General features: G+C 33.8%; 23 protein-coding genes. 14 read left to right on the top strand and 9 right to left on the bottom strand.

Annotated features, from left to right (window positions below; all coding sequences use genetic code 11):
- Positions 1-47: 47 nt before the first annotated feature.
- Positions 48-764, bottom strand: a complete 717-nt coding sequence (gene aqpZ, locus NZ698_RS12555) for an aquaporin Z (RefSeq protein ID WP_263003483.1) — start codon at positions 762-764, stop codon at positions 48-50.
- 236 nt (positions 765-1,000) lie between these two features.
- Here aqpZ and NZ698_RS12550 point away from each other — a divergent pair, with 236 nt between their 5' ends.
- From NZ698_RS12550 to NZ698_RS12515, 8 genes are all read left to right on the top strand, one after another.
- Positions 1,001-1,618 carry a DUF5715 family protein gene (locus tag NZ698_RS12550; RefSeq protein ID WP_263003482.1) on the top strand — a complete coding sequence of 206 codons (618 nt, stop codon included), beginning with the start codon at positions 1,001-1,003 and terminating at the stop codon, positions 1,616-1,618.
- 80 nt (positions 1,619-1,698) lie between these two features.
- Positions 1,699-3,633, top strand: coding sequence for an ABC-F family ATP-binding cassette domain-containing protein (locus tag NZ698_RS12545; RefSeq protein ID WP_263003481.1), 1,935 nt, complete (start codon positions 1,699-1,701; stop codon positions 3,631-3,633).
- Positions 3,634-3,953: 320 nt separating this feature from the next.
- The gene (locus tag NZ698_RS12540; RefSeq protein WP_263003480.1) at positions 3,954-4,310 is read left to right on the top strand and encodes a hypothetical protein; all 357 of its coding nucleotides are present in this window, start codon (positions 3,954-3,956) and stop codon (positions 4,308-4,310) included.
- Between the two features lie 338 nt (positions 4,311-4,648).
- Positions 4,649-7,033, top strand: a complete 2,385-nt coding sequence (locus tag NZ698_RS12535) for a TonB-dependent receptor (RefSeq protein ID WP_263003479.1) — start codon at positions 4,649-4,651, stop codon at positions 7,031-7,033.
- Positions 7,034-7,187: 154 nt separating this feature from the next.
- Entirely contained in the window at positions 7,188-7,760 is a 573-nt protein-coding gene (locus NZ698_RS12530; protein ID WP_263003478.1) for a hypothetical protein, read from the top strand.
- 142 nt (positions 7,761-7,902) lie between these two features.
- Positions 7,903-9,237 (top strand): trigger factor, encoded by a 1,335-nt coding sequence (locus NZ698_RS12525; protein ID WP_263003476.1) that lies wholly within the window; start codon positions 7,903-7,905, stop codon positions 9,235-9,237.
- Between the two features lie 138 nt (positions 9,238-9,375).
- Positions 9,376-10,062 carry a hypothetical protein gene (locus NZ698_RS12520; RefSeq protein ID WP_263003474.1) on the top strand — a complete coding sequence of 229 codons (687 nt, stop codon included), beginning with the start codon at positions 9,376-9,378 and terminating at the stop codon, positions 10,060-10,062.
- A gap of 166 nt (positions 10,063-10,228) precedes the next feature.
- Positions 10,229-13,081, top strand: coding sequence for a M16 family metallopeptidase (locus NZ698_RS12515; protein ID WP_263003473.1), 2,853 nt, complete (start codon positions 10,229-10,231; stop codon positions 13,079-13,081).
- A 129-nt stretch (positions 13,082-13,210) separates the two neighbouring features.
- Here the strand turns inward: NZ698_RS12515 and NZ698_RS12510 are convergent, their stop codons facing one another.
- Both NZ698_RS12510 and NZ698_RS12505 read right to left on the bottom strand, forming a co-directional pair.
- A complete protein-coding gene (locus NZ698_RS12510; protein WP_263003471.1) occupies positions 13,211-13,795 on the bottom strand; it encodes a DUF3109 family protein in 585 nt (194 codons plus the stop codon).
- Positions 13,796-13,805: 10 nt separating this feature from the next.
- Positions 13,806-14,711, bottom strand: a complete 906-nt coding sequence (locus NZ698_RS12505; protein ID WP_263003470.1) for a DUF6427 family protein — start codon at positions 14,709-14,711, stop codon at positions 13,806-13,808.
- A gap of 42 nt (positions 14,712-14,753) precedes the next feature.
- Between NZ698_RS12505 and NZ698_RS12500 the strand changes: the two genes are divergently transcribed.
- Positions 14,754-14,987, top strand: a complete 234-nt coding sequence (locus tag NZ698_RS12500; protein WP_263003469.1) for a DUF6341 family protein — start codon at positions 14,754-14,756, stop codon at positions 14,985-14,987.
- 63 nt (positions 14,988-15,050) lie between these two features.
- On the opposite strand, the gene NZ698_RS12495 is transcribed toward NZ698_RS12500, so the two are convergent.
- The 6 genes from NZ698_RS12495 to NZ698_RS12470 form a co-directional block, all read right to left on the bottom strand.
- A complete protein-coding gene (locus NZ698_RS12495) occupies positions 15,051-15,494 on the bottom strand; it encodes a universal stress protein (protein WP_263003468.1) in 444 nt (147 codons plus the stop codon).
- Between the two features lie 64 nt (positions 15,495-15,558).
- Positions 15,559-16,164, bottom strand: coding sequence for a fumarylacetoacetate hydrolase family protein (locus NZ698_RS12490; protein ID WP_263003467.1), 606 nt, complete (start codon positions 16,162-16,164; stop codon positions 15,559-15,561).
- Between the two features lie 10 nt (positions 16,165-16,174).
- Positions 16,175-16,744, bottom strand: coding sequence for a hypothetical protein (locus NZ698_RS12485; protein WP_263003466.1), 570 nt, complete (start codon positions 16,742-16,744; stop codon positions 16,175-16,177).
- 6 nt (positions 16,745-16,750) lie between these two features.
- The gene (locus NZ698_RS12480) at positions 16,751-17,152 is read right to left on the bottom strand and encodes a putative signal transducing protein (protein ID WP_263003465.1); all 402 of its coding nucleotides are present in this window, start codon (positions 17,150-17,152) and stop codon (positions 16,751-16,753) included.
- 198 nt (positions 17,153-17,350) lie between these two features.
- A complete protein-coding gene (locus NZ698_RS12475; RefSeq protein ID WP_263003464.1) occupies positions 17,351-18,115 on the bottom strand; it encodes a 3'-5' exonuclease in 765 nt (254 codons plus the stop codon).
- Between the two features lie 93 nt (positions 18,116-18,208).
- Positions 18,209-18,952, bottom strand: coding sequence for a CDP-alcohol phosphatidyltransferase family protein (locus tag NZ698_RS12470; protein ID WP_263003463.1), 744 nt, complete (start codon positions 18,950-18,952; stop codon positions 18,209-18,211).
- Between the two features lie 161 nt (positions 18,953-19,113).
- On the opposite strand from NZ698_RS12470, the gene NZ698_RS12465 reads away from it, so the two are divergent.
- The 5 genes from NZ698_RS12465 to NZ698_RS12445 all read left to right on the top strand — a co-directional run bounded on the left by NZ698_RS12465 (position 19,114) and on the right by NZ698_RS12445 (position 23,886).
- Positions 19,114-21,042: an LTA synthase family protein gene (locus NZ698_RS12465; RefSeq protein WP_263003462.1), complete on the top strand. Its 1,929-nt coding sequence runs from the start codon at positions 19,114-19,116 to the stop codon at positions 21,040-21,042.
- Positions 21,043-21,186: 144 nt separating this feature from the next.
- Positions 21,187-21,606, top strand: coding sequence for a DUF2147 domain-containing protein (locus tag NZ698_RS12460; protein ID WP_263003461.1), 420 nt, complete (start codon positions 21,187-21,189; stop codon positions 21,604-21,606).
- 101 nt (positions 21,607-21,707) lie between these two features.
- Positions 21,708-22,205 carry an RNA polymerase sigma factor gene (locus NZ698_RS12455; protein WP_263003460.1) on the top strand — a complete coding sequence of 166 codons (498 nt, stop codon included), beginning with the start codon at positions 21,708-21,710 and terminating at the stop codon, positions 22,203-22,205.
- 1 nt (position 22,206) lies between these two features.
- Positions 22,207-22,800 (top strand): DUF8845 family protein, encoded by a 594-nt coding sequence (locus NZ698_RS12450; RefSeq protein ID WP_263003459.1) that lies wholly within the window; start codon positions 22,207-22,209, stop codon positions 22,798-22,800.
- A gap of 102 nt (positions 22,801-22,902) precedes the next feature.
- Positions 22,903-23,886: a pyruvate dehydrogenase complex E1 component subunit beta gene (locus NZ698_RS12445; protein WP_263003458.1), complete on the top strand. Its 984-nt coding sequence runs from the start codon at positions 22,903-22,905 to the stop codon at positions 23,884-23,886.
- The last annotated feature ends 19 nt before the right edge of the window (positions 23,887-23,905 follow it).

The following is a 23,905-nucleotide window of genomic DNA, read 5'->3' as shown; positions in this document are numbered from 1 at the left end:
ATCCTGCCAAAAGACAGGATTTAGTTATTGGTATAGAATTGTAATTATTATTTTGCCGCTTCAGGTCTTTCCATCAATAAATTGTATGTAAAAGCTGCTGCAATTCCACCTAAAACCGGAGCAACAACAAACAACCACAATTGTGAAAGTGCTGCACCGCCTGCAAAAATTGCCGGACCAATACTTCTTGCCGGGTTTACGGAAACTCCTGTCACTTTAATTCCTACAATGTGAATCAAGACCAAAGAAAAACCAATCGCCAAACCTGCAAAACCACCGTTGATGTTTTTTGTAGAAGTTGATCCCAAAATCACCATCAGGAAAATAAAAGTAAAAATAAATTCTGCAACAAAAGCTGCTGTTGTATTATAAGCATCCAAATATCCTGTTCCCCACCCGTTCGAACCGAGTGCCCATTCTTTCATTTCAGCACCGGGATGATTCATAAAAATCACATAAAGAATTCCTGCTCCGATGATTGCTCCAAGAATCTGCGCAATAACATAACGGATAGCTTCATCCATTTTCATTCTTCCTGCCGCAACCATTGCAATTGAAATGGCAGGATTGATATGACATCCCGATATGTGCCCGATTGCGTAAGCCATTGCGACTACACTAAGACCGAATGCGAAGGAAATTCCCAGAAGTCCGACTCCGGTTGTGCCGTCTGCTCCGGCAATTACTGCGCTTCCGCATCCCATTAGAACAAGTACCATCGTACCAAGCATTTCTGCTACGAATTTTGAAGTTTTTGAAATCATCTTTTAATTGTATTTTAAATTGTGAGGCGAATGTACAAAAATTTATTATTCATAATTTTAGTTAATAAAATAAATTATATATAAAAATTAAATTTAATTATTGTTTATAATTTATTTTTAGCTACTAATTGTTGTTTAGTTTTTAATCATAAAATTTTATGTCATTTTATTAAATTAATATCTTTGGCAATAACAAAATCTGTAATTTTTACGTTTAAAATTTCAAAATAGTTTCTATGAGGAAGTTTCTGTACATTATTCCATTGACTTTTTATCAGTTTGTTTGTAGTCAAACATCAAAAAACGCACTTCCTTGCTATGATTTGACAGAGGTTTTAAAAGTTGAGCCGACTGTATTGTATAAACCGCATTTGGATGCTTCGAGAAGTTTTAATGTCAATATTCTCAAAAATACTTCTCAGGTTCAGAAATATATTAATAAAGGTAAATTTCATACGGTAAAAAAAAATGGGAAAGGTTATAAAGTCCAGAAGTTAGATTACAGTAGACCGTACTTGGTTTCAAAAGCAAAAGCTACTTTAGAAAAGATCGGAGCGAGATTTAGCAAAGAAACAAAAGGGCACACTTTTACGGTTTCTTCCATTACCAGAACGTTGGAAGATCAGTGCAGATTACGAAAAGTTAATGCAAATGCCTCACTCGGAATCAGTTCGCACAATTATGGTAATTCTTTCGATATTTCTTATGTAAGATTTAATAATAAACTAAGACCAGACCTGAAAATGGAGGTTGCGCTGGAAAAAGTTTTAAAATATTATGTTGAAGCAGGACGCATTTTTTACATTAAAGAAAGGCAGCAAAGCTGTTTTCATGTGACAGTCAGGAATTATTAAATTTAAAGTCCTTTATTTTGCGTATTTTTGCACCCGAAAAATATTCAGTACACATTATTCATTATTAATTACTCATAAAGATGCTTTCGGTTCAAGGTTTAGGCTTACATCATTCGGGAAACTACTTGTTTCAAAACGTGAATTTCACCATTAAAAAGGATGATAAAATTGGTTTGGTTGGTAAAAACGGAGCGGGGAAATCCACTTTGTTGAAAATGCTTTCCAAAGAAATTACTTTTTATGAAGGTGTCGTGGTTCCGGAAGGAAATATCACGATCGGTTTCCTGAAGCAGGATCTTGATTTTGTAAAAGGAAGAACAGTTTGGGACGAAACGATGCAGGCTTTTGAGCAGATTAATGCCTGGAAAAATGAGTTGGAAGAAGTCAATCATCAATTGGCAACAAGAACCGACTACGAAAGCGATGCTTATACAGACATCATCAACAAAATGACGGAGCTGAATGATCTTTTGATGCATCATGATGCTTACAATTTGGAAGGTGATATTGAAAAAGTGTTGTTTGGTTTAGGTTTTAAAGCTGATGATTTTCAAAAAATTACGGACGAATTTTCCGGAGGATGGAGAATGAGAATCGAATTGGCAAAATTACTTCTTCAGAAGAATGATTTGATGCTTCTCGATGAGCCTACCAATCACCTGGATATGGAATCGATCATTTGGTTAGAAAACTTTTTGAAAGATTATCCTGGAGCAATCGTTTTGGTAAGTCACGATAAGCAGTTTATGACAGCGGTTTGTAACAGAACTTTTGATGTAAATAACAGAAAAGTAGACGATTATAAAACCAATTATACCAAATATTTGGTCATGCGTGAGGAACGCCGTGAAAAACTGATTCAGGCTAAAAAGAATCAGGATGCGGAGATCAAGCAAATGGAAGATAACATTAATAAGTTCCGTGCAAGTGCTACCAAAGCATCTTTTGCGCAGTCGCTTATTAAAAAATTAGATAAAATTGACCGTATTGAAGTTGATAATGAAGATGTATCTAAATTCAACATTCGTTTTCAACAGTCTGTTGTTCCCGGAAAAGTAATTTTCGAAGCTGAACATTTAGGGAAAGCTTACGGTAAAAAGCAGATTTTCGATGAGGTAGATTTTATTGTTCAGCGTGGAGATAGAATTGCGCTTCTTGGACAAAACGGACAGGGGAAAACGACTTTGGCTAAAATTCTTGCAGGAGATATTAAAGATCATTCAGGTTCTTGGAATTTGGGTCACAACGTAAATATCGGTTACTTTGCTCAAAATCAGGAAGAGGTTTTGACTCCAAATAAAACCGTTTTAGAAGAAGCGGAAGATTCTGCAACTGAAGAAACCAGACCGAGGGTAAGAGATTTGTTAGGATCTTTCTTATTTCAGGGTGAAGCGGTGAATAAAAAGACAAAAGTGCTTTCCGGAGGTGAAAGAAACCGTTTGGCACTTTGTAAATTGTTGCTTCGTCCGTTCAACACGCTGATTATGGATGAGCCTACCAATCACTTGGATATTCAGTCTAAGGAGATTATCAAGTTGGCTTTGCAAAAATTTGAAGGTACTTTGATTGTAATTTCTCACGATAGAGAATTTCTACAAGGACTTTGTGATAAAATTTACGAATTCCGTGACGGAAGAATGAAAGAATTCTTAGGAAGTGTAAATGAATATCTTGAATTCAGACAAAAAGAATCGATCAGAGAGATTTCTGCCGAAAAAGCAAAACTTCATGATGAAGATGTAAAAGTTGTGGAAAAGGCTAAAGCTGAAGAAAAACAAGCCAAAGCTGAAATTAAATCTACTGTAATTGTAAGTAAGGAACAAAAAAATATTCAGAATAAAATCAAAAAAGTAGAAGAAAGAATTTCTGAGCTGGAAACAGCGATAGAAACTATGGAAGCTTCTTTCACTACAGAAAATCCGTCTGAAGAAACTCTGGAAAAGTATAATAAAACGAAAGAAGACCTTGATGCAGCGTTGCAGGAATGGGAATATCTTGGAACTCAGCTTGAGTAATTTTCTTAAAAAAAATATAAATAATTGGGATGGGTTTTAAGCTCATCCTTTTTTTCGTAAAAACTTTAAACATTCAAAATATCATTTTTGAGAAAAATCATCTTCCAAGATTTTCAACTTATGAAGAAAAATAATTTAACGAATAACTTTCAAAGCTTGTTAAGCTTCGTAGAAGCGAAATGTTTGTAGAAAATATACGAAGAATAATCTTGAGCTCCGTAGGAGCGGCACCTCACTATAAACTATTACAACCGTGATTAAATAACCATAATTTAATCTTTATTTAAAATCCTTTAAAATATTATTCTTATTTTTGCTAAATGATTTTTAAAGAAAGCAGAAATCTGAAAAGTTTCGTTTCCAAACTTCTGTTTGGGATCTACTTTTTTGCGTTGTTTTCTTCGAGTTTTCACAATCATGAATCTTCAGATGTTTTTATAGGATTTAATCTTAAAAAAACAGAAAACAACATTTCAAAATCTGAAGCCAAAGAAAAAGCCGGAGACTGTTTGGCATGTCATTTCTTGGCTACAGGAAACACTTTAGTTCCTGAAGAGTTTAATTTCATTTTTGAAAATTACACTCAGGAAGTAAAACAAATTATCACACTACAGGAAAGGATTTGGTCTCAAACCAAATATACTTTTCAACTTCGGGGTCCACCCACAATTTCTTAATTACCGATCTACTTACCGGATTTTTTTGCTTTAAATTTTAAAAATTTGAATATGTTCAAATGCATAGTGTATTTAACTAACATCGCATTTTTTGAACCATTAAGATCAATTAGAAGTTAAGTTGTATTAAGGAAAAATCAAATAGATTTTTTAAGCATTCTCTTAAACGAGGTTCAACTTAATATTCTAAACTCCTTAAAACAAAATCTTAATGGTTCAAAATTAACCTTCAAGGTTATCATTTTTAAACAAAAAAATCCAATCAATTTTTTCACACAAACAAAACTTTACAGGTGTCGCAAATCGCATCATTGTGTAAAGTCAATCAAGCTATTACAATGAAACTAATATATAGTTTATTGCTGATCCTTTGCGGATTGGTAATTACAAACGCACAGAAAACTTTCACTGTTGAAGGGACAGTTCAGGATTTTCACGATAAAACTTCGCTGGAAAACGCAGTGGTGAAAATTGGAGATTTCACTGCTAAAACAGATAAAAGCGGAAAGTTTTCATTCAACAAAATTCCTTCCGGAAATTACACACTCATTGCAAAGCATCCTGATTGTAATGATTATACTGAAAATGTAGGAGTTACACAGGATGTTCACTTGTCAATCACCCTAGAACATCATGTTCAGGATATTGAAACGGTGACCATTCACGGAAATCATGAAAGCAACGGTTCTCTAATCGTAAAAACACTTGACAAATCTGAAATTGAAAGAAATTCTACCGACAATCTGGGAAATTTATTATCGAAGATTTCGGGAGTATCAACATTGAAGACCGGAAATAATATTTCAAAACCTATTATTCATGGACTTTACGGAAGCAGAATCTCTATTTTAAATAACGGAGTGAAACTTGCCGAGCAAGAATGGGGAGTTGAACATGCGCCAAATGTTGATATTAATAATTTTCAACATATTGATGTCATTAAAGGTGCTTCAGCTTTGAAATACGGAAGTGATGCAATAGGCGGAGTTGTCGTCATGGAACCTGAAATTTTCCCTAAAAAAGATACGATCAAAGGTTCAATCGGTCTTTCGGGAATTTCAAACGGAAGAGGTTTGGCTCTTGATGCAGATGTTGCCAAAATCTGGAAAAACGGATGGGCTGTGAAATCAGGGGGAAGCATTAAAAAATTGGGTGATCAAAGTGCTCCAGATTATAACCTGAAGAATACGGGAATGGATTTTTCTTCTTTCAATTTCACGGTTCAGAATAATACCTATGAGAAAGGAATTTCATTTGATTATTATTTAACGAACCAGAATATCGGGATTTTGAGAGATTCTCATGTTTCTACAACAGGTGATTATGACAGAGCGATGACTGCAACTATTCCTGTTTATTCGGGAAACTTCAGTTATGATATTGATAATCCGAGACAGGTTATTGAGCATCATATTGCAAAAGTTTCGGCTTTTAAAAGATTTTCAACGATCGGAAAACTTTCTGCAACGTACAGTTATCAGTACAATCACAGACAGGAATACGACATCAGAAGAGGTGAGTTGAAAGATACACCTTCTCTGGATCTGGAATTGATGACGCATCAGTTTAATCTTAATGATTTATTGGAAAGAGAAAAATGGTCTTTGGAAACAGGGATTGATGGTAGTTTTCAAAACAATTATTCAGATCCTGCGACAAAAGCAAGACGTTTGATTCCTAATTATGACAAATATTCTGCGGGTGCCTATTCAGTTTTTAAATATAAAATTTCGAATCATTTTAATGTTGAAGCCGGAGCGAGATATGATTTCACCCGTTATGATGTCACCAAATGGTATGACAAAAGTGATTGGGAATCGAGATATGCAGATGTTTTTCCGGAGTTTTATGCGAAAACGGATCAAAACAGAATCTTGACGCGTCCTCAATTGAATTATAATAATGCTTCTTTCAATGCAGGTTTGGAATACCGTCCAAGCTCAATGTTTGATCTGAAATTTAATTATGCAAAAGTGGGAAGATCTCCGAATGTAGCAGAGTTATTTTCTGACGGATTGCATCATTCTGCAGGAATCATTGAAACGGGAGATATGGAATTGAAAAACGAACAGGGACATCAGTTCAATCTTACAGTAGATTCAAAGTTCAATGTTTTGAGAGGGTTGAATATTTCTGTGAATCCTTATTTTTTCATTACTAAAAATTTCATTAATGAAGTTCCGGTCGGGATCAAAGGTACGATCAGAGGAGTTTTCCCGGAATGGGCGTATCAACAGATTGATGCAAAAATGTATGGCTTGGATCTGGATGTTAATTTTAAAATTACAGACGATCTTACTTACATTGGAAAAGGAAGCTACGTTTACGGACAGGACGAAACCAACAACGAACCATTAATTTTAATGATGCCTCCGAATTTCTCTAATGCATTGCAATTCAAAAAAGAAAAATGGAATAATTTCTATTTTACAGTTGAGAACCAAACGTTTTTAAAGCAAACTAGATTCCCGATAAGAAATGCTGACTTAGAAATTTATCAAGACGGCGAACTGGTCAATAAAACGATTGATTTCAGCACACCACCAAACGGATATTCGCTTTGGAATATTCAAACTGGGGTTAATATCAGCAAAAATTTTTCTGCAGGTCTTATCGTGAATAATCTCTTCAATACTTCATATAGAGATTATCTGAATCGATTGAGATTCTTTGCAGATGAGGCAGGAAGAAACTTTATTTTAAACTTTAGATATAGGTTCTAAAAAATCATCAAAATCACTTTTCCCTATCCCTAAAAAGATGTGGTTTTGATGGATTTAAAAGAAATTTTCCTCCCTTTAGGGTTGGGGAAAAAGAAAATTTCTAAAAGATTTCAACAAATTATTTAATCAAATTTTACAATTTAAATTTATCAAAATGAACAATTTATTCAATACTAAAAATATTATCAAATTATTAGCTGTTTTATTCATCACAATTACGGTTGTTTCTTGTCAGAGAGACGGTTCGGCAGAAGAAGATGATCTTCCACAGGAAGAACTGACCAATATTATCTTATTGGTAAAAGAAGACGTTCCCGGATCAACAGCAATAGAATATAATTATAGCATCGGTGCAGGAGGAATACCTACAATTCCGCTTACAAACGGAAAAACTTATACGGTTGAAGCAAAATTCAGAAACGGAAATGATGATGCAACTCAGGAAATCATTGATGCTAAAGATGAGCATTTCCTTATTTTTGATTTCCCGAAATCTAATATCAATATTACAAGATTAGACGGAAATGATCTTAGAAATGACGGAAAAAGAGTAGGATTGAGAACAAGATGGGAAGTGGTAAATGTGATAAATTCTCCATCACCATTTTTAAAATTAGATTTAATTCATGCTCCTCAAAGTGTCAACGATGCAAAAGCAGGAACAGCTTGGGGAAGTGTTGTAGGAGGAGAAACCGATGCAGAAGCAACATTTAATCTTACTAATTAATAAAAGTCATTTAAATTAAAATAAAACCACTGAAATTTTCGGTGGTTTTTTATTTATAACATTTCGATGACGAAGAATTTATCTTTAATGGTTCATTTTAATAAAAAATTCATATTTTTGCAACCTAAAATTTTAATCAATAATGAAGGTTACCGCAAAAAACCATGATGATGTAAGTGCATTGCTTACAGTAACATTGGAGAAATCTGACTACAAAGAAAAAGTAGAAAAGCAATTGATTAATTATGCTAAAAACGCACAGGTTCCTGGTTTCAGAAAAGGAAAAGTGCCTTTGAGTATGGTTAGAAAGCAATATGAAGCAGGGATTGCATTCGAAGAAATCAACAAACAAGTTTCTGATGCTTTGAATAACTATATCAACGAAAACAAACTAAGATTGGTTGGTCAGCCAGTTCCTCAACCTGTAAATGATTTCAATCATAACGCAGAGAAGTTGGAAGTTGCTTTCGAAGTAGGTTACGAACCGGAATTTACTATAGATTTAGCTAAATATGAAGCTCCACACTACAAAGTAGAAGCTTCTGAAAAAGAAATCAGCAAAAGCATCGAAAATATGCAGAAACGTTTTGCAGAACAAGTTCCGCAAGACAAAATCACTAAAGATTCTTACATCAACTTAGAGATTTCTCAGGTTGTAGAAGAAGATGCTGAAGGTGAGCACCACCACCATCCAAAAAATGCTACCATCACTGCTGAAAACAAAGATGCTTTCAAATTGGTAAAAGGTCTTAAAATGGATGAGTCTGTAAAAGTTTCTAAAGAAACTTTGGCTTCTGACGAAAACTTAGCTAAAGAATTAGGGTTCACTAAAGAAGAAGCTGAGCATTTACACCACGCTGAAGTTGAAGTGAAAGTAAAAGATTTCTACAGCTTAAACTTAGCAGAACTTAATGAAGAATTATTCAATAAAGTTTACGGAGAAGGAAACATCAAAACTGAAGAAGAACTTAAAGAAAAAGTGAAATCTGAGTTAGATGAATACTTCCAGCAAAATGCTGATGTACATTTCGTAAACAAAGTATTGGAGCAGGTTTCTGAAAAAGAAGAAGTAAAACTTCCTGAATCTTTCCTGACAAAATGGTTAGTATTCTCTAATCAGAACATCCAGACTGAAGAGCAGGCTAAAGAAATTCTTGAAAACGAGAAAACTCAACTTAAATATCAAATCATTGAAGGTAAATTGATGTCTGATAACGACATCCAATTAGATTACGCAGACGTTTTGGCTCAGGCTGAGCAGTTGGTAAGAAATCAATTGGCGATCTACGGAATTCACCATTTAGGAGACGAAGAAATTCAAAAATATGCTGTTGAGATGTTGAAAGACCAAGAGCAGGTAAGACAAATCTCTTCTGAAGTTGCCATGGCAAAATTGAAAGATGTAATTCTTGAAAAAGCGACTAAAAAAGAAACTGCGATCTCTCACGACGAGTTTTTGGAAGAACTTAAAAAGTAATTAGCTTTTTTATATAAAATTAAAACCCACCAAATCGGTGGGTTTTGTTTTTTAGATGACAATATTTTATTTAAATTGAAATAATCTCATATCATTCAATATCCTTATATTTACAGCTTTAAAATAAATATTATACATATGAAAAAGATAATTCTTCTGTTTTTCTGTGCAGTGGTTTTTGCAACACCTGCAATGGCACAAAAAACATCTACAGCTACTGTGAAAACTGCAACTTCTACATCTCAAATTACTCCAAAACAGGTGGTTGATAACTATCTTACAGCTTTAGGAGGTAAGGCAAAATTGGAAGCTGTAAAATCTACAGTTATTGAGAACACCATCACCGCTCAAGGAATGGAGATCAATTCTACAACGAAAAAGATGGGAAATAAGTTCAAATCTGTGCAATCTGTGATGGGGCAGGAGATGACTCAGGTTTTCGACGGTGAAAAAGGATATATGAATCAGATGGGTAATAAAACTGATATTCCTGCAAGTCAGATTGAAGATTTGAAAAACAGCAAAACGATTGATGCTTTAGGGTATGATGCTTCAAAATTCCAGACAGTTACTGTAGAGAAAATTGATGGTAAAGATTACAACGTATTGTCATCAGATAAAGGGAAATTCTACTTTGACGCTGCTACAGGATTGCTTTACAAAGCAGGAACTGCACAAGGTGATGCCATTATGAGAAGCTATATTACAGTTGACGGAATCAAATTCCCGGAATTGATTGAAGCTGAAGGTGGCGGACAAAAAGTAACCATCAAAACAAATAAAGTTACCCTGAATTCGGGTGTAAGCGATGCAGATTTTAAGTAAAACAAATATATTATGTTAAATAGGCCGGATTTATTCCGGCTTTTTTAGTATTATGTACAATTTAGTGTAAATTTTAACTGTAATTTAACTAAAATTTGAGCATTTAAATTTCTTGTAATTGTGAATAATGTATATTTTTATACCGCAAAATTTAAATGCTAACTGTATGAAAAAAATTCTATTGTCATTAGGTGTTGTCTTTATGGCTTCTGCTAATGGATTCGCACAGAATATCCCGATGGATGCTTCTGTAAAAACAGGTACTCTTCCGAATGGTATGAAGTACTACATCAAAAAAAACACATTACCTGAAAAGAAGGTAGATTTCCGTTTAGCGATCAACGCAGGATCTATCCTTGAAGACGAAAACCAAAGAGGTCTTGCTCACTTTATGGAGCACATGAACTTCAACGGAACCAAAAATTTCCCTGACAACAAGTTGGTAGATTTTCTACAATCAATCGGAGTGAAATTCGGGCAACACTTGAATGCTTACACAAGCTTTGACGAAACGGTTTATATGCTTCCTGTACCATTAGACAAGCCGGGTAATCTGGATGCAGGTCTTAAAGTAATGGAAGACTGGGCGTTTAACGCAACACTTACTGATGAGCAGATCAACAAAGAAAGAGGCGTTGTTCTTGAAGAATTAAGATTAGGATTGGGTGCCGACAAAAGAATGTCTGATAAATACTTACCTAAACTTTTGTATAAATCTCAATATGCAGACAGACTTCCGATTGGTAAGAAAGAAGTGCTGGAAAACTTCAAACCGGATGTGATCAGACAATTCCACAAAGATTGGTATAGACCAGATTTGATGGCGATTGTAGTGGTGGGAGATATCAATGTAGATGAGGTTGAGAAAAAAATTAAAGATAATTTCAGCAAATATAAAAACCCATCTAAGCAAAGAGAAAGAAAATCTTTTGATTTACCCAATCACCAGGAAACTCTTGTGGCTATAGAAACTGATCCGGACGCGACGAGTTCTATGGTTCAGTTTATCATGAAAGATTCTGATGCTTACACTCCTGATGTTACGGTAGAGCAATATAATCAAAGCTTGATTGAAAATATTGCAACGACGATGTTAAACAACAGATTAAGAGAATTGGTAAATTCAAATAATCCGCCATTCACTTTCGGATCTGTTTATCATGGTGGAACATATGCAAGAACGAAAGAAGCTTTCCAGGGATTTGCAATGGTAAAAGAAGGAAATCAGTTGAGCGCTTTGAATGTACTTTTAGAAGAAACAGAAAGAGCTAAAAGATTTGGTTTTACTCAAAGTGAATTAGACAGAGCTAAAGCTCAGATTATGTCTAATATGGAAAGATCTTACAACAACCGTGACAAGACAGAAAGCGATATGTTGGTAGATGAGTACGTAAGAAACTTCCTGGAGAAAGAACCAATGCCTGGAATTGCATGGGAATATGAAGATACGAAGAAATTTTTACCATCTGTAACATTGGCTCAAACTAATGAGGTGATTAAAAAAATGGTGAAAGAAGACAGCCGTGTCATTGTACTTACAGGACCTAAAAAAGACAATGTGACAATGCCTACAGAAGCGATGGTTTTAAAGACTTTCGATAATGTAAAAATGGCTGATCTTAAACCTTACGAAGAAAAAGCAGCAATTAAAAATTTGGTTAAACCTTTCAAATCTGAAGGTAAAATTGCTAAAACTGAAACTGATGCTAAATTAGGTACCACAACATGGACTTTAGCAAACGGTGCAAAAGTTACCTTCAAAAAGACCGATTTCAAAGATGATGAGATTGTTTTCACAGCAAGAAGCTTAGGAGGTAATTCAATCATTCCGGATGCGGAATACAACAAAACTCAGTTTGCTTATCAGGCTCTGTCTGAAGCTGGAGTAAATGGTTTTTCAAAGGCTGATCTTACCAATTATCTGGCAGGAAAACAAGCAAGTGTAAATCCTTTTATCGGTGGATTAACTGAGGGGATCAATGGTAGAACCAATCAGAAAGATCTTGGTACTGCGATGGAAATGATCTATGCCTATTTCACAGGATTAAATTACAGTCCGGAAGCATTTAATGCATACAAAACAAAACAGTCTGCAATGCTTGACAATATGCTTTCTAATCCTCAGTTCTATTTTTCAAGTGAACACGCTAAATTTTTGAATCAGAAAAACCCAAGATTCATCGGTTATATTCCTTTAGAAAAAGATTGGGCTGCAACTGATTATAAAAAAGCTTACGATATTTATAAAGAGAAATTTGCGAATGCAGGAAATTTCCACTTCTATTTTGTAGGAAATATTGATGAAGCTAAATTTAAAAATGAAGTTTTGCAATATATCGGCAGTCTTCCATCGACAGGAAAAGAAGCGAAGTATAAAGATACAGGATACAGACAGATGTATGGTGACTTTACCAAAGTTTATAAAAAAGGAAAAGATCCAAAGAGTATGGTGCAGATCGTTTATGCAGGAGAAGCTCCTTACAACGAGAAAGAAGCACTGGCTTTAGAAGCTTTAGGTGAAGTTGCAACTATCAAAGTAATTGAAAAACTAAGAGAAGATGAGAGCGGAATCTACGGTGGTGGAGCAAGAGGTTATATGGGTAAAGTTCCTTACAACAGCTACTCATTCAGCATCAGTTTCCCTTGTGGACCTGAAAATGCAGATAAACTGACCAAAAGTGCCATTGCAGAACTTCAGAAGATTATCGATAAAGGTCCGGATCAAAAAGATCTTGATAAGTATAAGGAAGGAGAGTACAATGATGATAAAACCAATATGAAAGACAATAATTATTGGATGAACGGATTGGCTAAAAACCAGCTTGATGGTAGCGATAAATACGAAATCTTAAACTATCAGGAAAAAGTAAAAGCTCTGACTGTGAAAGATCTTCAAGATGTTGCTAAAAAATATCTGAATAAAAACAGAATTGTTGCCACTCTTATGCCGGAAGACGGTTGGGAAAGCGCACCAAAAAAAGCTGAAAGTGCGACAGTGAAAGCAACTGTAGTAAAATAATTCAATAATCTTAGTCGATTAAATAAAAACCACCGCAGAAATTTTTCTGCGGTGGTTTTGTTTTATAAATTGTTCTCAGATTTCAAACTCAAACCCTCCAATTCTCTCACTCTGTTTCTCTCCAACACATCAACTTCCATACTCCTTCTTCCACTCTTCCGCAACTTCGCTCAAAGTAGTGTAGAAATCTTCTCCGTACTTACGTGTTAAAGGCGTCTTCAGGAACTTATATACCGGAACCTGAAGTTCTTTGCCCAATGTACAGGCATCGTTACAAATTGGCCATTCATGATAGTTTAAAGCTGAGAAAGAAGAATATTCTGTAACTCTTATCGGATATAAGTGACAAGAGATCGGTTTTTGCCAGTCGATAGCACCATCTTCATAAGCTTTTTCGATACCGCATTTTGTAATTCCGCGCTCGTCAAAAGTTACGTAGGCACATTCTGCGTCTTCAATCATGGGAGTTACGTACATTCCGTCCATCGGATCGGTCGTCCAAGTTCCCTGTTCTTCCAAAGCTTTAATTCCGTCTGCAGTAAGGTAAGGCTTAATCTTATCGTAAATATTATCTAAAATTACCAGCTCATCTTTATCCAAGGGAGCACCGACATCACCTTCTACACAACATGCACCTTTACATTTGGTAAGGTTGCAAACAAATTCTTTAGAGAAAATATCTTCAGAAATTAATTTATCGTCTATTTGAATCATAATCTTTTTTTTAAAATAAATTGAAATGAGTACCCGCTTTAAAACCAATCAGACTCGCAATAATCAACCAGAGACTGACTTCCTGCATCCAGTACTTCGGTAAAAATCTCAGCATTCTGCTCAGAATAATTGTTGCAGGAAATGCCAAAAGCAGCAAATATTCATAATTGGTATTCATATACATGACAATACTCACTACCTGTGCAAACGAGAAAACAAGAAGGAAAGTATATTTGTACCTGCTCACAGGACTTTTTTTATTATAATGTTTAAAATGGTCATAGATTGCATAAACCAACATCAGTACGATCGGAATCAGAGGTAAAAGCTCTTTGTAATCTGTAATAAATCTCATTTTTCCGAATGGCAGATAATCAATATTCCAGTCGTTGAATCTCATGAAAAACATCAGAGAAAAATAACTTAGCCCAATCAAAGATATTCCTAAAACAAATCTGAAAATATTAAGCCCGATTCTTTCTGAAGTTACAATCAGGTGAATCAGTACAAAGAAAATCATCGGCCATGTTGTAGGCAGGAAAATAAAATTTAAAGCTAAAATCGCTCCTACCAAAACGTAAGATTTTTTCCTGAGATCTTCATCGGTACTTGTAAGAAGGAGCAAAAGGAAAGAATTGGTAAGCAATGCCACGGCAATTCCGATATCCAATTTACCGGGATAAAGCCCTAAAACAAAAAATGTGTAGAGAAATAATGGCAGGTGCGTTTGATAATTCAGCGCAATTGTGTTAAAACAGAAATAACCAAGTGAAATTCCCAGAAATGTTACGATAGCAATTATCGCTTCATATGTATTGAAATTCAGGCTGTTGATGACAATAACTACTAAAAGAAGAAAACCAATATAAACAGGAATTGAAAAAATATTGCTTTCTTTTGAAAGTAATCTAAACATTTTTTATAAATTTGTGCAAAGTTAATTTAAAAAAGGAAAATAATGACGTCTTTCTTTCTATTCTTAAGTGATGTTTTCAAATGGTCTTTTGGTTTTTTCACAACCTTTGGAAACGTACTCAACTGGATTTTATTCTTCGTTTGTTGCGTACTATTTACATATTGGTGCTATGTCTTGGTGGTAACACTTGGAGGAGACAAAGACAAAGAATATTATTCTCCGACTGAGGGTAAACACCCTTATTACGATCCTACGATCTACAAAAAAGAAGGTTAATTAATTGGTTATATAGTAAAAAGACCGGTCAAAATTTATTTGATCGGTCTTTTTTATATTATTTTAAATATTATCATGAATTGGAAGCACCACAACAGGAATTTTAGAATTCTTGGTAATTCCTTTCGTTAAACTTCCCACGAAGACATCATAAATTCCGCTTCTTCCGTGTGATCCCATCACGATGAAATCTGCATTTTTTGTGTCTGCATATTCCAGGATAATATCTTTAGCGATGCCTTGTTTCAAAAGATGTTCGCAGTCGATATCGTGAGAGAGAATTTTCTGATTTATTTTGTTCAGAAGTACCAATTCTTCTCTGATTTCGTTTTCCTCAATTTCCGGAAAATACTGGTAACCCATATCTCCTATGGCAAAACCTATATCTGTAGGTGCAACGTGGATTAGGCTGATCTTTCCGTTGACCTTCTTTGCAAATTCTATCGCTCCGTCTACAAGTTGGTCTGTTTTATCGCCAAAATCTACTGGCAGAACTATGTTGATCATATTTTCATATTTTAATTTGTCTTTTAAAGATATGAAAAAATTAGAAAAACCGACTATTAAAAACTTATAAAATTCGGATGTCCAACGCTTTTTCTTCCTCAAGATAGGCTTCCAGAATGTCATTCTCGGAAACTTTTCCTACACCTTCCGGAGTTCCTGTGAAGATCAGATCTCCAACTCGCAGTGTGAAATACTGCGAAACAAAAGCGATGATGTCGTCGATTTTAAACATCATATCTTTTGTGTTCCCATGCTGTACTTTTTCTTTGTTTTTAAGAAGTGAAAACTGCAGATTTTCAAGGTCATAATTTTCTTTTTTAGAGAAATTTCCAACTACAGCAGAACCGTCAAAACCTTTTGCCAGTTCCCAAGGCAAACCTTTAGATTTCAAATCGCTTTGGAGATCTCTTGCCGTAAAATCGATTCCTAAACCGATTTCATCATAATGTTTGTTAGCAGTTTCTTTCTGAATGTATTTTCCGCCTTTAGAAATTTTCACGACAACTTCAAGTTCGTAATGTACATCGTTGGAAAATTCAGGAATATAAAAATCATTTCCTTTCAAAACCGCCGTATCCGGTTTCATAAAAATTACAGGCTTGTCAGGAATTGCATTTCCCAATTCTTTTGCGTGTTCACTGTAATTTCTTCCTATGCAGATTATTTTCATAATTATTTATTTAATTTACAATTCCTTTGAAATATCCTTCTCCTTCTTCGAAATATTTTTCCGGACCATATCTTTTCTGAACTCTTAGTTTTGTATATCCAAAAATGCTGTCTCCTTTTTTATAAGAATCTTTATCAAGAATCACTTTACTGTCAATGATTTTATAATATTCTTCATTCATAAAATCAAAAGGTCTATGATTATCTGTGTAGTGATCAGTCGAAATTGTGTATCGGTTATTAATAATATTTATACTGTAACCGCCACCGCTAAATCCATCTCCTGTCGATAGTTTTATTTCCAAAGTAAAGCCATTATAACTAATATTAGAATTATAAGACTCGGTTAAAAGACTGTCGATTTTTACCCGAAAGTTATTGGTTTTAATTTCTTCACTGTCTCCTCCGTCAATATATTGCTGTTTCTGATGATTAAAATCTCTGAATAATGTCTTTTTACTCAGATGATTGTCAATCTCAACTTTATGCCAAAATAAAAAATACTTTCCTAGGATGAAGACGATTCCGATAATTACAGCAACAACTAAGAATTTTCCTAATCTTTTTATTTTACCAATCATAAAAAATTACTCGTGCGTAAACTCATTCTCGCAATAATAACAAACAAATTTATGGCTTGAAATCAAAGAAATTCCGAAAAAACTCGTTGAGCTGTCATCTCGGTAAATATGGTTGGAACCACATTTCGGGCATACAAAATCGAACTTTGGATCTTCAATGGTATGCTCAACCTCAAGAGAAAATTTTTCATTTTCTTTAAAATCAGCTAAGACCTTTTCGGCATTCTCAAAATCATCTTCAAAAACCTGTAATTGAATTCCGCCAACTGCTTGTGAAAGCAACCAATCTGATTGTATAAGCTGCTCGTTCGCAATGAAGCTCTGAATATCGTTTTCAGCTAAGATCTGTTTATCTCTGTTCGCTTCGAGAGCTGTTTCGTAAAATTTGAACTTAACTAAATCACTCATTCTCTTTTAATGTTTGTAACTCCAATATTTGTTCCATAAAGGAAATTAAAATATTTTCTACCAAAAATAAACAGAAGACCAATTGAAAAATATGATTATTAAAAGCTATAAAAATAGGGCTTATACATTTTGCTTGCTTTTGAAAAACTTAGAAAATATTATAATCTTTTGATTCTTTTGCGGTTAAAAAACCGTTTTTTAAAATTTACTTGCTAACTGAATTTTGGTAAACACTTTCTTTGTATACAACGGAAAATCAGCATTCTGCAACCATCCGTAATAGCCAAGATCTTTTTTGAAAACATCTTTCACACCTTGACCTTTATATTTTCCGAAGTTAAAAACCTCAATATTTTTATCATTAAATCCGATAAAACCTGCCAAATCAGCATTTTTATTATGAAAACTAAATTCGCTCAACGCATTGATGTCTTTCGGAACATCATCATATTTTCCAACCTGAGCATCCAAAACTTCAAACGTTGCCAAAACATCAGCTTCTGCAGAATGAGCATTTTCCAAAGTTTTACCACAATAAAAGTTATATGCTGCACCAAGATTTCGAGGTTCCATTTTATGATAAATCGTCTGTGCATCAACTAATTTGAATTTACTCAAATCAAAATCAAAATCTGCACGGAGTAGTTCTTCCGCCAATAAAGGAACATCAAATCGGTTAGAATTAAACCCACCCAAATCTGCGCCAGAAATCATTTCTACTACTTTAGAGGCAATTTCTTTAAAAGTTGGAGCATCTTTCACGTCTTCATCATAAATTCCGTGTACTTCACTGGATTGTAGTGGAATTGGCATTTCAGGATTTACACGCCAGGTTTTGCTTTCTCTTGAAGAGTCCGGATTTACTTTTAAAATACAGATTTCAACAATTCGGTCTTTTCCAACGTTGATTCCCGTTGTTTCAAGATCGAAAATACAAAGAGGTTTATGTAATTTTAAGTTCATTTTTTATTTGAAAGTATGAGGTTGTTTATGTTTAAATTTCACCTTGTCAAGGTTCAAAACCTTGACAAGGTTGAGTGTACTAACGTTGAATCTTTATTTTAACTGTTTCTGAAAGATTAGTGAAATAAAAATATAATAGAGAATCACCAAAGGAATTCCGACTGTTTTAAATATAATTAAAATAAGAATTGCACCAATCAACAAAGCCAATTTCGGATAATTATCCTGCAACTTCATTGATTTGAATTTCATGGCAATCATTTTGATCGGAGAAATTAAAAGCCATGAACTCAAGATGGTTATAGCAAATAAAAATAATTGTAGGTTTTCAAAAATAAAACGTGATAATTCAGATGATTCATTTCCTGTTTTTTCTCCGTAAGTATTTAATAAATAACAAATTCCAAAAATCAAGATTGTATTTGAAGGCGTATTCAACCCTTTAAAATAATATTTCTGGTCTTCATCCAAATTGAAAATCGCCAATCTCAAACATGAAAAAAGAGTGATCAAAAATCCAAAATATTTGATGTCAAAAGGTAGATGAATTCCTAAAATCTCATTGCCAAAAGGTTCAAGCATTTTAAACATTGCTAAACCGGGAATCAAGCCGAAACTCACCATATCTGCCAAAGAATCTAGCTGTGTTCCCAAATTGGAATTGGCTTTCAAAGCTCTTGCAACAAATCCGTCGAAAAAATCCAAAATCAGAGAAAGGATAATGCAGATTGCAGTTGTCTCATAATCGCCTAAAATCAGATGGACAGCTCCGACGCAGCCTGAAAATAAATTTCCGAGTGTGATGGCATTTGCCAGATTATTTTTAATGAAATTCATAAAAGCAAAATTACATTTTTTAAAAATTTTAACCTTAATTAATATGAACTAAAAATTACAATGCTATGAATTTAATGTAAATTTGCATCGCGAAAATCGTCTCAACAAAAGATTTTTTCAAGCGGCGATCATATTTGACCTTTAAAAACATTTAGATATCAATGAAATTTTTTAAAGAATTTAGAAAACAGGAAGTCCTGGCTCTGTGCTACAGGATTTTTTTGGCTTTTGTTTTTTATCAGTTTGTCAGATTCTTATTTTGGTTTTTCAATAAAGATTTAATAAAAATTGACAGCATTAGTGATTATTTCAGCCTTGCCTATCACGGAATTGCGTTTGATACAACGGCCATTTTATACGTCAATGCATTGTTTATTCTTTTAAGTTTAATTCCGATTATCATTAATACCAAAAAAGTTTACCAAAGAATTCTTTTCTGGCTATATTTTATCACCAACGGAATTGCTTATGCCATGAATTTCGGGGATTTTATCTATTATAAATTTTCTCAGACAAGATTGACTTCCGCGGCTTTTCAGGTAGCGCAACACGAAACGAACATTTTTAAAGTATTCACGGTTTCTACCAAAGAACATCCTTTTGTAATCTTCTGGTTTGTGGTTTTAATGGCTTTGTGGGTGTTTCTCTATAAAAAAGTAAAAATAGCTGAGAGAAAACCTGTAAAATTGTTTCCTTATTTTCTATTATCTGTTTTAAGCATTTGTCTGACGGCAGTTTTGGTCGTAGGAGGAATTCGTGGCGATTTCAAACACAGTACAAGACCGATAAATCTGGTTGATGCCAATAGATTTGTGAAAACTCCGCTTCAGGGAAATGTGGTTTTAAACAGTACTTTTTCGTTTTTCAGAACATTAAGAACCAACAATTTTAAAGAAGTTCATTTTGTAGATGAGAAATTTATTGACGAAAATATTCAACCCTATAAAATCTACGACAGACAGATTACAGAGAAACCAAATGTAGTTATTTTTATTGTAGAATCTTTCGGAAGAGAATATTCCGGAGCGTTTAATAAAGATAAAAATATCAAAGATTACGTTTCTTATACTCCTTTCATCGACAGTTTGGCAAATGAAAGCTTGATTTTCCCGAATACTTTTGCCAACGGAAGACAGTCGATTCACGGGATGAGCAGTATTTTGGCGGGAATTCCGAGTTTGACGGATGCTTTTACAAGTTCGCCATATTCCAATCAGAAAATTCAGTCAATTGTTTCGGTTTGTAATGAAATGGGTTACGACACGTCGTTTTATCACGGTGCGCCGAATGGTTCGATGGGATTTTTAGGTTTTGGAAATATTCTTGGGTTTAAACATTATTTCGGTAAAGACGAATACAATCACAATGAAGATTTCGACGGAATGTGGGCAATATGGGACGAACCGTTTTTGCAGTATTTCGCTAAAAACGTTGGGAAAACACAACCTTTTATGGCCACGGTTTTTACTGCATCGTCTCACCATCCTTTTAAAATTCCTGAAAAATATAACGGAAAATTTAAGAAGGGGAAAGTTGAAATGCACGAACCGATGGAATATACCGATTATTCGATCAAAAAATATTTTGAAACGGCTAAGAAGCAACCTTGGTACAATAATACGATTTTCGTTTTCACAGGAGATCATCCCAACCAGATTTATTATTCTGAATATGAAAAAGCAATGAACCGATTTGCTGTTCCGTTGATTTTCTATTCTCCAAATCCGAAATTTAATTTGAAAGGAATTAATAATGAAGTTGCACAGCAGATTGATATTTATCCTACATTGGCAGATTTGATCGGGTACAACAAGAAAATAAGAAGCTGGGGAAGAAGTTTGTTGAGTGATAAGAAGTATTCACCTTTGATAGTTAATTCAGATGGTTCTTCAGAACAGTTCATTATTGGGAATTATATGTATCGTTTTGACGGAAAAGAAATTACAGGGATTTATGATAAGAATGATTTGGGATTTGAAAATAATTTAAACGGTAAAATAAATTCTCCTGAAACTGAAAAAGGGAAACTCATTGCAAAAGCTTGGTATCAGGATTATATGAACAGGGTGATCAATAGAAAACTCAATTAGGTAATATTATTTAATTTAAAAATTTCATAAATCTGTTACTATATATGCAAAGGATAATAAAAATGTTTGCATGTTTAAAATTTATTTCTATTTTTAACTATTGAACAAATTTGTGATCTATTAATAAAATTAAACTAAATTATAATGAAAAAATTATTAGCAACATTCGTACTTTCTTTATTCAGTGTAATGTCATTTGCACAAATTGAAGGAAAATGGAAAACAATTGATGACGAAACAAAGCAGGCGAAATCTATCGTTGAAATCTGGAAAAAATCTGACGGTAAGTATTACGGTAAAGTTTCTCAGTTATTGATCAAACCGGCAAATCCGAATTGTGTAGGATGTAAAGACGACCGTAAAAATAAACCAATCTTAGGAATGGAAATCATCAGAGGTCTTGAAAAAGATGGTGATGAATTTACAGACGGAACAATTACAGATCCTAAAACAGGTAAAACTTACAAATGTACCATTACAAGAACCGGAGATAAACTGAATGTAAGAGGTTATATGGGAGTTTCTCTTTTAGGAAGAACTCAGGTTTGGCAGAAAGTCAACTAATCAGTTAAAAATAATATTAAATTATAGGGCAGCTCAGCAATGAGTTGTCTTTTTTTATGTAATTATCTGTAACGAAAAATAAAATTGTATACATATAAAGTATGAGTTCAGATTTGGAGAAAAAATTTATTGATGTTTTTAAAGAAAATCAAAGAATTGTACATAAAATATGTAGAATTTATACAAATAATTCTGAAGATCACGAGGATCTTTTTCAGGAAATTACGATACAGCTGTGGAAATCTTATTCGGGTTTCAGACGAGAATCTAAATTTTCTACCTGGATGTATCAGGTGGCTTTAAATACAGCAATGACATTATCTAAGAAATCTAAAAAATATCAGTTACAACAAGTTGATATTAGTTTTTCGTCTCTAAAAATAAAAGAAGAATCTTACGAAGATGATGAACATAAACTCAAAGAAATGTATCAGCACATCTATAGGTTATCTGATATTGAAAAAGCATTAATTATGATGTACCTTGACAACAAATCTTTTAAAGAAATCGGTGATATTTTGGGGATTACCGAAGGAAATGCAAGAGTAAAGATGAATAGAGCTAAAAATAATTTGAAATCAAAAATAAACGCAGAATAAGATGGATGAATTAGAACTTTTAAAAGAAGATTGGAATAAAAACAAAAATGAATTTAAAAATTACTCTGCAACAGAAATATATTCAATGATTAAAGAGAAATCTATTTCAGTTACCAAAACTTTACTTATAATTGGCTTGATAGAAGTGATTTTATGGTTTATAATTGGTTATATTGACAGTGAGTTTCCTTATTTAAGAATAGGATTATTTACTGTGTTTTTTATTTTCATTATTTATTCATTCAAAAAAATAAAAGTGAGTCAAAATTCTATTTCGTTGATGAGCAATATTTTAAATTTAAGAAAAATGGTCTTGGGCTATGCGTTAATTTCAATTTTAGTAATTGTTGTTAATAATATTGTTAATTTTAAACACAATACACAGGATTTTATGGCAGGTTATCAAGATGGAAAAAGAAACGGGACTTTTAATGCAACCAATCCTGATTCCTTAACTCCTGAATTAATTAATTATGTTGTTTTTGCAATTGCATTGATTATGGCTATCTTTTTCTTGTATTGGATTTATAAAAATACCTATGGTAAAATTTTGGTTAATCTCAAAAACAATTATCAAGAATTAAAAAAATCTTAAAATCACGAAGATTTATGAAAGCGTTTCTTCAATGAGTTGTCTTTTTTGTGACGTAAATAATAAATAATTACTATTTTTGTACTCTAAATTTTTCAAATAAATATGGCAGAATATACTTTTCGTGAAGTGATTGCGCAGGCAATGAGCGAGGAAATGCGTAAAGACGAATCCATTTTTCTAATGGGAGAAGAGGTAGCAGAATACAACGGTGCTTACAAAGCTTCAAAAGGAATGTTGGATGAGTTTGGTGCTAAACGTGTAATCGATACACCTATTGCTGAACTTGGTTTTACAGGGATCGCTGTGGGTGCTGCAATGAATGGTAACAGACCAATTGTAGAATATATGACGTTCAACTTTGCCCTTGTTGGGATCGATCAGATCATCAACAACGCAGCAAAAATCCGTCAGATGAGTGGTGGTCAGTGGAACTGTCCGATTGTTTTCCGTGGTCCTACAGCTTCTGCAGGTCAGTTGGGAGCAACGCACTCTCAGGCTTTTGAAAACTGGTATGCAAATATTCCTGGTCTTAAAGTAGTGGTTCCTTCAAACCCTTATGATGCGAAAGGATTATTAAAAACTGCAATTCAGGATAACGATCCGGTAATTTTCATGGAATCTGAACAGATGTACGGAGACAAAATGGAAATTCCTGAAGAAGAATATTACTTACCAATAGGAAAAGCAGAAATAAAAAAAGAAGGTACAGATGTAACTTTGGTTTCTTTCGGAAAAATCATGAAATTAGCGATTCAGGCAGCTGAAGATATGGCTAAAGAAGGTATTTCTGTTGAGGTAATCGACTTAAGAACAGTTCGGCCTTTAGATTTCGATACGGTATTAGCTTCAGTAAAGAAAACAAACAGATTGGTAATTTTAGAAGAAGCTTGGCCGTTTGGTTCTGTATCTTCAGAAATTACTTATATGGTACAGCAAAAAGCATTTGATTATTTAGATGCTCCAATTAAGAGAATTACGACTCCTGATGCTCCTGCGCCTTATTCAGCAGCATTATTTGCAGATTGGTTCCCGAAACTTGAAAAAGTAAAAGAGGAAATCAAAAAAGCAATGTACGTTAAATCATAGAAAAAAACTTCCGAAAGGA

Origin of the sequence: Chryseobacterium edaphi, from assembly GCF_025628985.1 — a bacterium.
Taxonomy (GTDB): Bacteria; Bacteroidota; Bacteroidia; order Flavobacteriales; family Weeksellaceae; genus Chryseobacterium; species Chryseobacterium edaphi.
Note: the sequence above shows the minus strand (reverse complement) of the source record. Positions and strands in the feature narration are given on the sequence as shown.

Coding starts and splice junctions, on each gene's coding strand:
- NZ698_RS12465 (WP_263003462.1), top strand. CDS start 19,114: ATGAAATTTTTTAAAGAATTTAGAAAACAGGAAGTCCTGGCTCTGTGC.
- NZ698_RS12475 (WP_263003464.1), bottom strand. CDS start 18,115: ATGAACTTAAAATTACATAAACCTCTTTGTATTTTCGATCTTGAAACA.
- NZ698_RS12535 (WP_263003479.1), top strand. CDS start 4,649: ATGAAACTAATATATAGTTTATTGCTGATCCTTTGCGGATTGGTAATT.
- NZ698_RS12450 (WP_263003459.1), top strand. CDS start 22,207: ATGGATGAATTAGAACTTTTAAAAGAAGATTGGAATAAAAACAAAAAT.
- aqpZ (WP_263003483.1), bottom strand. CDS start 764: ATGATTTCAAAAACTTCAAAATTCGTAGCAGAAATGCTTGGTACGATG.
- NZ698_RS12480 (WP_263003465.1), bottom strand. CDS start 17,152: ATGAGTGATTTAGTTAAGTTCAAATTTTACGAAACAGCTCTCGAAGCG.
- NZ698_RS12525 (WP_263003476.1), top strand. CDS start 7,903: ATGAAGGTTACCGCAAAAAACCATGATGATGTAAGTGCATTGCTTACA.
- NZ698_RS12505 (WP_263003470.1), bottom strand. CDS start 14,711: ATGTTTAGATTACTTTCAAAAGAAAGCAATATTTTTTCAATTCCTGTT.
- NZ698_RS12540 (WP_263003480.1), top strand. CDS start 3,954: ATGATTTTTAAAGAAAGCAGAAATCTGAAAAGTTTCGTTTCCAAACTT.
- NZ698_RS12495 (WP_263003468.1), bottom strand. CDS start 15,494: ATGATCAACATAGTTCTGCCAGTAGATTTTGGCGATAAAACAGACCAA.
- NZ698_RS12485 (WP_263003466.1), bottom strand. CDS start 16,744: ATGATTGGTAAAATAAAAAGATTAGGAAAATTCTTAGTTGTTGCTGTA.
- NZ698_RS12460 (WP_263003461.1), top strand. CDS start 21,187: ATGAAAAAATTATTAGCAACATTCGTACTTTCTTTATTCAGTGTAATG.
- NZ698_RS12530 (WP_263003478.1), top strand. CDS start 7,188: ATGAACAATTTATTCAATACTAAAAATATTATCAAATTATTAGCTGTT.
- NZ698_RS12455 (WP_263003460.1), top strand. CDS start 21,708: ATGAGTTCAGATTTGGAGAAAAAATTTATTGATGTTTTTAAAGAAAAT.
- NZ698_RS12490 (WP_263003467.1), bottom strand. CDS start 16,164: ATGAAAATAATCTGCATAGGAAGAAATTACAGTGAACACGCAAAAGAA.
- NZ698_RS12470 (WP_263003463.1), bottom strand. CDS start 18,952: ATGAATTTCATTAAAAATAATCTGGCAAATGCCATCACACTCGGAAAT.
- NZ698_RS12520 (WP_263003474.1), top strand. CDS start 9,376: ATGAAAAAGATAATTCTTCTGTTTTTCTGTGCAGTGGTTTTTGCAACA.
- NZ698_RS12445 (WP_263003458.1), top strand. CDS start 22,903: ATGGCAGAATATACTTTTCGTGAAGTGATTGCGCAGGCAATGAGCGAG.
- NZ698_RS12550 (WP_263003482.1), top strand. CDS start 1,001: ATGAGGAAGTTTCTGTACATTATTCCATTGACTTTTTATCAGTTTGTT.
- NZ698_RS12510 (WP_263003471.1), bottom strand. CDS start 13,795: ATGATTCAAATAGACGATAAATTAATTTCTGAAGATATTTTCTCTAAA.
- NZ698_RS12500 (WP_263003469.1), top strand. CDS start 14,754: ATGACGTCTTTCTTTCTATTCTTAAGTGATGTTTTCAAATGGTCTTTT.
- NZ698_RS12545 (WP_263003481.1), top strand. CDS start 1,699: ATGCTTTCGGTTCAAGGTTTAGGCTTACATCATTCGGGAAACTACTTG.
- NZ698_RS12515 (WP_263003473.1), top strand. CDS start 10,229: ATGAAAAAAATTCTATTGTCATTAGGTGTTGTCTTTATGGCTTCTGCT.